This is a genomic window from Thermostichus sp. OS-CIW-20, from assembly GCF_054061455.1.
This window is the reverse complement of the sequence record NZ_JBSSEF010000013.1, coordinates 58,039-64,354: the sequence shown is the minus strand read 5'-3', so window position 1 is coordinate 64,354 and position 6,316 is coordinate 58,039. Positions and strand designations below refer to the sequence as shown.

The window sequence follows — 6,316 nt, the reverse complement described above, 5'->3', positions numbered from 1 at the left end:
TGAGCGACCACAATTGTTCCGACATCTCCCGCACGAACTCGTTCCAATAAGGCAAGGAACTTTGGCCTTTTGAAGTTGAGACCGCCGCCAACCTCCTGGGAAAGCACTTTAGTGCAGGGCCATGGTCAACAATCCCTGCTGTCCCAGCAACACCTCCCGCAACAGGGTAACCAGGCCCACCCACACTACAGGCGCCATGTCCACCCCCCCCAGGGGCGGGATCAGGCGGCGTGTCGGGCGCAGCAAAAACTCCGTCAGGCCGACCACTGGCGAATAGGGCAGCCGAGAGGTATCCAGTTGCGGATACCAGGATAAGAAGATGCGCAGCACAAACAGAACGGTGTAGAGCGCCAGCAGCGGGCCCAGCACCCAAGTGGTGAAAATCGGCAGCATTGCTTTTGCAACAATTGAGTTTCAGGGGAGGTTCTTCACCTATTCTGCTCCAAGGAAAGCCGCCTGTGCAGATCCATCGGCTTGCCTTCAAACCAGAAGTTAGTCCTTTGGTCGCTGAAAAGGGATCCCTGGATCCGCTTCTGGCCAGTTCCAACCTAAAAGCCCGAGGAACCCAGAAATCTTCAGGATTCAAAGTGGGTTATTTCCCCAAAAAGCTCCCCTTGTGGGATGGCAGCAAGAAGGCTAGCGTCATAATGGTCATATCTTGCTGACTGCAGGCAGGGATCCCATGCAGGGAAGATTACAAGAGATCGATATCCGAAGCATCCTTCAATTGATCGAGTTGGGCCAGCGCACCGGTGAGCTTTTCGTAGAGGCCAGACCCTCCATCTACTGGTTTGTCTTTTTCTTGAACGGGCGAATCATCTACGCCTCTGAAACCGAAGGCCACATCGCCCGCCTCAAAGACTACCTGCGCCGCTTCAAGCTGGAAGCCGCCCTAGACGAAGTTCAGATCCCTCCCAAAGCTGCGGTCAATGCCCCCGAATACAACCGCCTCTGGTCTTTGCTGGAAAACCACAAGCTCAACCCCAGCCAAGGCAAGCAAATCCTGCTGGGCATGGTGCGGGAAGTCCTCTTCGACCTGCTCAGCCTCCACCAGGGCTCCTTCATTTTCGAGGCTGGATCCCCCTTGGCCCCCCAACTGACCACCTTTCCTGTCACCCCTCTGCTCGCCGAGATGGTCACCCAGGTGCAGGAGTGGAAAAAGCTGCACCCCTACATCCAAGACCCCAACCAAGCCCCCACCATCGTCAACCCCCTGCCCCTCCAGCAAACCCTGCCCGCCCCCGTCTTCAAGGCGCTGAGCGAGTGGTCGGACGGCAAAACCAGCATTCGCCAAATGGGTCGCTACCTGGGCCGAGACACCCTGGTGGTAGCCAAAGCCATCTATCCCTATGTTCGTCAAGGGGCGATCCACCTCTCCGATCCCGTCCTGATCATCGAGCCCCAGCGCACTCGTCCCCTCAAACCCAGCGACAAGCCCGCCCACATCCTCTGCATCGACGACTCCATGGCCATCCAAAAAACCGTGGAGTTCATCTTGCAAAACGAGGGCTACCAGGTCACCACCATCGGCAACCCCCTCAAAGCCCTGGGACAGGTGTTTCTCCTCAACCCCGACATGATCCTCTGCGATGTGGCCATGCCCAAGTTGGATGGGTACGAGCTGTGCGCCATGTTGCGCAAATCCAGCCAGTTCCGCGAAACCCCCATGATCATGCTCACCGGCAAGGACGGCTTCACCGACCGGCTCAAGGCCCGCATGGCCGGGGCCAACGAGTTTCTGAGCAAGCCCTTTTCTGAGAGGGAATTGTTGACCGTCGTCGAATCTTATGTGGGCCCACCTCCCAAGCGGGGCGGTGGCGAATAAGCGGGGGGCCAGCCGAAATCCCTAAAAAATGTCGAGATTCGAGCCAAGCAAGCAGAGTACTGCAGAATACTGGACAGAAGAGGAACTTCACCAAACAATAGGAGGTAGCCCAACCAGCCTGGGGCTGCAAGGCCAGATGCAGCCAAAAGCGCTGAAAGACAGGATCCCACTTCAGGTAGCCGCCAGGGTTGACCGGACACGCGAAACACAGCAGGGGCGAGATGACCATGAGCAAAGTACTGGTGGTGGATGATAACCGTACCTATCTGGAGGCCATTTCCAGCCTGCTCTCCGAGAGCGGGTTGGAAGTCTCCACAGCCATGGACGGTGTGGAGGCGATGGACATCATTCGTCAGCAGAAGCCTGACGTGGTGGTGCTGGACATCGTCATGCCTGGCATGAACGGCTACGAAGTGTGCCGGGAAGTGAAGAAAGATGAAAGCACCAAGCACATCCGCATCGTCGTGTGTTCCACCAAAGATCAAGTCTTTGATATCGAGTGGGCCAAGCGCAATCAAGCCGATGCCTATGTAACCAAACCTTTCAAGCCTCAAGAGCTATTGGCTACTATCAAACAGCAGTTGCGGGAGATCAAGGAGACCAGCCAAAAATGAGTCGCGTTCTGGTGGTGGAAGACAGCCAATCCCAGCGGGAGATGATCGGCAAGTTGCTGCAGGAAAACGGCTTCGAGGTGATGACGGTGGAAGATGGCGTGGAAGCCGTAGAGGCGGTGAAGCAAAACAAGCCCGACCTGATCGTGCTGGACATCGTCATGCCGCGGATGAATGGCTACGAAGTGTGCCGTCTCCTCAAGGCCGATCCGCTCACCCAAAAAACCCCGATTGTCATGTGTTCTTCCAAAGGCGAAGAGTTCGACCGCTACTGGGGGCTCCGCCAGGGAGCAGATGCCTATATTGCCAAGCCTTTCCAGCCGCAGGAACTGGTGGGTACGATTAAGCAATTGCTGAGAGGCTAGGAACCGCCCATCCCGCCTCTATGCCTGCTGGCAGAGCCCAAAGGGGTTCCATGCCCTGGACAAGGGAGCGGCGGCCACCCCTCCACAAGACCATCGATACGGGGGAGCGTCATGCTAGGGGATCTGGATCTGTTGATGGGGGATGAGACCCAAGAATTGCAGGAAATGGAGGCTCCCGAAGGTGAGCTATTCCTGAAATTCAAGGTCGCCACCGGAGAAGAATTTGCCCTGCCGGCAGTATCGGTTGTAGAGGTGATGAGCATCGGCCCTGAGAAAATTACCCCCATGCCGAATGTCGCGCCAGTTCTGCTGGGCACTCTGAACTTGCGGGGCGAAATTATCTGGGTTGCGGATCTGGGGCAGTTTTTGGGGATCAGCCCGCCCCTCAACCTCGACCGCGCCGAGCTCCCTGTGGTGGCCGTGATGGATCAACCGGATTTGCTGATGGGCCTGGCTGTGGATTTAATTGTGGGCATGGAGTGGCTGAAGACGGAAGCGGTGCGGCCTGTTCTCGTGGCTCCTGAGTCGATAGCTCCCTTCTTGCGAGGGGAATGGGTGGTGCCCGCGACGGGAGCCCGCTTGCCGCTGCTGGATCAGTCAGCCATCCTGAGATCCGACCGTTGGGGTTGAGGAATGGCTAGCCGCAAGTTCGGCAGAAATGCGGAAATTCCAAAGCCATTCACAATGGAAGGAATGGAGCCGATCTTGTTCCCTAGAGATTGGCGCCCGGCCACCCGGCGAGTGTGGCCGTGCTGCCCCAATGGTCTGTGGAAAGAGGGCAAGAGCCCATTCTTTTTGGGAGCAAAGCAGCCAGTTGGGAGAGGTAACCTATCTGTAGCTTAACAATCTAAAGGGTTTAGGCGGGTTGGTGTTGGGGGAGTTCTGGGCATTTGGGTTGAAGTAGCAACAGAGGTAGCCAAGCAGGGAAGGGAGGATCCATGGTTTCGAGCGCAAACAATCAGAGAGACTTTACCGAGGCAATGGTCGCCTTTTGGCAGGGAGACTACGTCGAGGCAGTGCGGTTGTTCAACCAGGTAGCCGCTGCTCAGCCGCAGGATACTGCTGTCAAGTTGCTGCTGGCCTCGGCCCAGAAGCAAGCGGGGCAGTTGCTGGAAGCCCGCCATACCTACGATACCATCCTCAAGACGGCCAGCGATCCTGAGGAGCTGGAGTCGGCCCGCAGGGGCCTGGAGGAGCTGCTCCAGATGGCGCCGGAGCTGGCGGATGTTCCCTCTCCGGCGCAGGAAGACAAGCTCCAACCTCAAGGGGAGTTCCCACCTCAACCGGAGGAGGCGGATCCCTTTCCCCAGTTTGAGTTTGAGGCGATGAGGGAACAGGAGGCCGACCCCTTTGCTCAGGATCTCTTCTCGATGCGAAGCGACAGCTTTGCCGCCGATGAGATGACTTTTGGCGAGGAAGAAAGCTTTGCGGATCCTTTTGAGACAAGGCTAGAAATGGAGCCTGCGGATCCGTTTGCCTCCTCTCACCCGCTGCCCGCCAACCCTCAGGTAACGCCGCCAGCGGTTCCGGGAGAGACCGCTTTGCGAGCGGGCAGGGAGCAGCCTCAAACAGACCCAGTGGTCGATGACGATTTTGCCTTCCTTAGCGAGTTCGACCGGCAGCACCTGCAGGATCTAGACAGTGATTCTATTACGCAGTTGGCTGGCGACGCGGCTTTTCCCGAGGAGATGGGCTTCTCCCTACCCACTTTTGGGGAAGAGGAGGTGGGATCCCTGGATGAGGGCCTGCCGACGGAATTGGCCACCCCCATGAGCGAGCCGATCCCTGCCCCCGAAGAAGACACGGCCGGTCCTGGCCCTGCTCTTTTCGAGCTCAACGAGCTGGACAGTCTGGATCGCGAACTGGCCGGCATGGAGGGCGGCGAGGTGCCGGTCTTCTCTCCCGATGAGGGGGAGACGCAGGAGGCGGGCGGAACGGCTCGCAGCTCGCCTACAATCTCGATGCCCCTCCCAGGGGGCCAGGGAGCGGGGATGTTCGCTGGGATCGCCAACCGCCCGCTTGCCGATCGGCAGTTGGCCACAGCGCTGATCCAAGGAGCCGTGAGTTTGGCTGCCGGGTTGGCCATTGGCCTGGGGATCCCCGCCAATGGGGGAGCTCGCTTGCTTGCCGGGGTCATCGGGGGTGGAATGATCGGCACGGGAGCCGGGGTTGTGCTGGGGGCCAGCAGTGCCAAACACATTCGCTCCACCGCTCAAGAGCTGGCCAGCCACTTTGCCGCCTTGGCCCAGGGGAATTACTCCGTCAGAGCAGAGGCGAGAGGGGATGACGAGTTGGGCCGCTTGGCCAACAGCTTTAACCAAATGGCTGCCGCCCTGGAGGCCCATTTTGCCGATCTGAGCCAGCGAGCTGCCGAGCAGGGACAGGCCAAGGAGGACTTACAACGCCAGGTCATTCGCCTGCTGGACGACGTCGAGGGGGCAGCCCGCGGGGACTTAACGGTGCGGGCGGAGGTCACTGCCGATGTGCTCGGCGCCGTCGCCGACTCTTTCAACCTGACCATTCGCAGCTTGCGGGACATCGTTGTCCAAGTGAAGCGGGCCGCCGCTGCCGTCAACGATGCGGCTTTGCAGAGCGAGAACTTTGCCCGCAGCCTCTCTGCTGATGCCTTGCGCCAGGCGGAGGAGATTTCCAACTCCCTCAACTCCATTCAGGAGATGACGGAATCAATTCAAGAGGTAGCCAGCAACGCCCGCGAGGCGGCCAACGTAACTGCTCAAGCCACGGAAGCAGCCGCCCGCGGCGGAGAAGCAGTGGATCGCACGGTGGCCAGCATCCTGGAAATTCGGGAAATGGCAGCAGAGACGACCCGCAAGGTGAAACGCTTGGCAGAATCCTCCCAAGAAATCTCCAAGATCGTGGCCTTGATTTCTCAAATTGCTTCGCGCACCAACCTGCTCGCCCTCAACGCCAGTATTGAGGCCGCCCGGGCGGGCGAGGCGGGACGGGGCTTTGCCATCGTGGCCGACGAGGTGCGACAACTGGCCGACCGGGCCGCCAAAGCCTCGAAGGAGATCGAGCAGATTGTGCTGCAGATCCAGTCGGAGACCAGCAACGTGATGACGGCCATGGAGGAGGGCACGCAGGTGGTGATCCAGGGGACGCGGCGGGCTGAGCAGGCCAAAAGCAGCCTAGACGAGATCATCGAGGTCAGCCGGCGGATCGATGGGCTGGTGCGGGCTATTTCTCAGGCTACCGTGCAGCAAACAGAAACCTCTCGCGCCGTGGCCCAGGTAATGCAATCAGTGGAGCTGACTGCCAACGAGACGTCCGAAGAGGCGCAGAAGGTAGCCAGCTCGCTGCAACAGTTGGTGAGCATCGCTCGCGAGCTGCAAGCTTCTGTCGGTCGCTTCCGGGTGGGGGATGAATGAGCAAATCTGCTCGGTTGGCGGGCATCCTAGGGACAAGCAAGGATCCCGATGGGAAGTTGCCGCACTTCAGGGACATCGGGATCCCTCTGTCCCAAGACAGAATCCGGGCATGGGAGAGCTTCCCCT

The 6,316-nt window shown here is 59.2% G+C and carries 6 protein-coding genes and 1 pseudogene; 5 read left to right on the top strand and 2 right to left on the bottom strand.

Annotated elements, in window-relative coordinates; translation table 11 throughout:
- Together ACVWXC_RS06915 and ACVWXC_RS06910 are read right to left on the bottom strand one after the other, a co-directional pair.
- Positions 1-95: pseudogene (locus ACVWXC_RS06915) on the bottom strand (IS607 family transposase); the annotation flags it as partial.
- Between the two features lie 13 nt (positions 96-108).
- A complete protein-coding gene (locus ACVWXC_RS06910; RefSeq protein WP_011431511.1) occupies positions 109-393 on the bottom strand; it encodes a YggT family protein in 285 nt (94 codons plus the stop codon).
- Positions 394-682: 289 nt separating this feature from the next.
- Between ACVWXC_RS06910 and ACVWXC_RS06905 the strand changes: the two genes are divergently transcribed.
- The 5 genes from ACVWXC_RS06905 (at position 683) to ACVWXC_RS06885 (ending at position 6,190) form a co-directional block, all read left to right on the top strand.
- Positions 683-1,825, top strand: a complete 1,143-nt coding sequence (locus tag ACVWXC_RS06905) for a response regulator (protein WP_011431512.1) — start codon at positions 683-685, stop codon at positions 1,823-1,825.
- 227 nt (positions 1,826-2,052) lie between these two features.
- The gene (locus ACVWXC_RS06900; RefSeq protein WP_011431513.1) at positions 2,053-2,439 is read left to right on the top strand and encodes a response regulator; all 387 of its coding nucleotides are present in this window, start codon (positions 2,053-2,055) and stop codon (positions 2,437-2,439) included.
- Positions 2,436-2,801: a response regulator transcription factor gene (locus ACVWXC_RS06895; RefSeq protein ID WP_011431514.1), complete on the top strand. Its 366-nt coding sequence runs from the start codon at positions 2,436-2,438 to the stop codon at positions 2,799-2,801. Before ACVWXC_RS06900 ends, ACVWXC_RS06895 begins: the two co-directional genes overlap by 4 nt.
- 111 nt (positions 2,802-2,912) lie before the next feature.
- Positions 2,913-3,431, top strand: a complete 519-nt coding sequence (locus ACVWXC_RS06890) for a chemotaxis protein CheW (RefSeq protein WP_041438647.1) — start codon at positions 2,913-2,915, stop codon at positions 3,429-3,431.
- 308 nt (positions 3,432-3,739) lie between these two features.
- On the top strand, positions 3,740-6,190 hold the full coding sequence (locus tag ACVWXC_RS06885; RefSeq protein WP_457391787.1) for a methyl-accepting chemotaxis protein: 2,451 nt from the start codon (positions 3,740-3,742) through the stop codon (positions 6,188-6,190).
- Positions 6,191-6,316 lie beyond the last annotated feature (126 nt).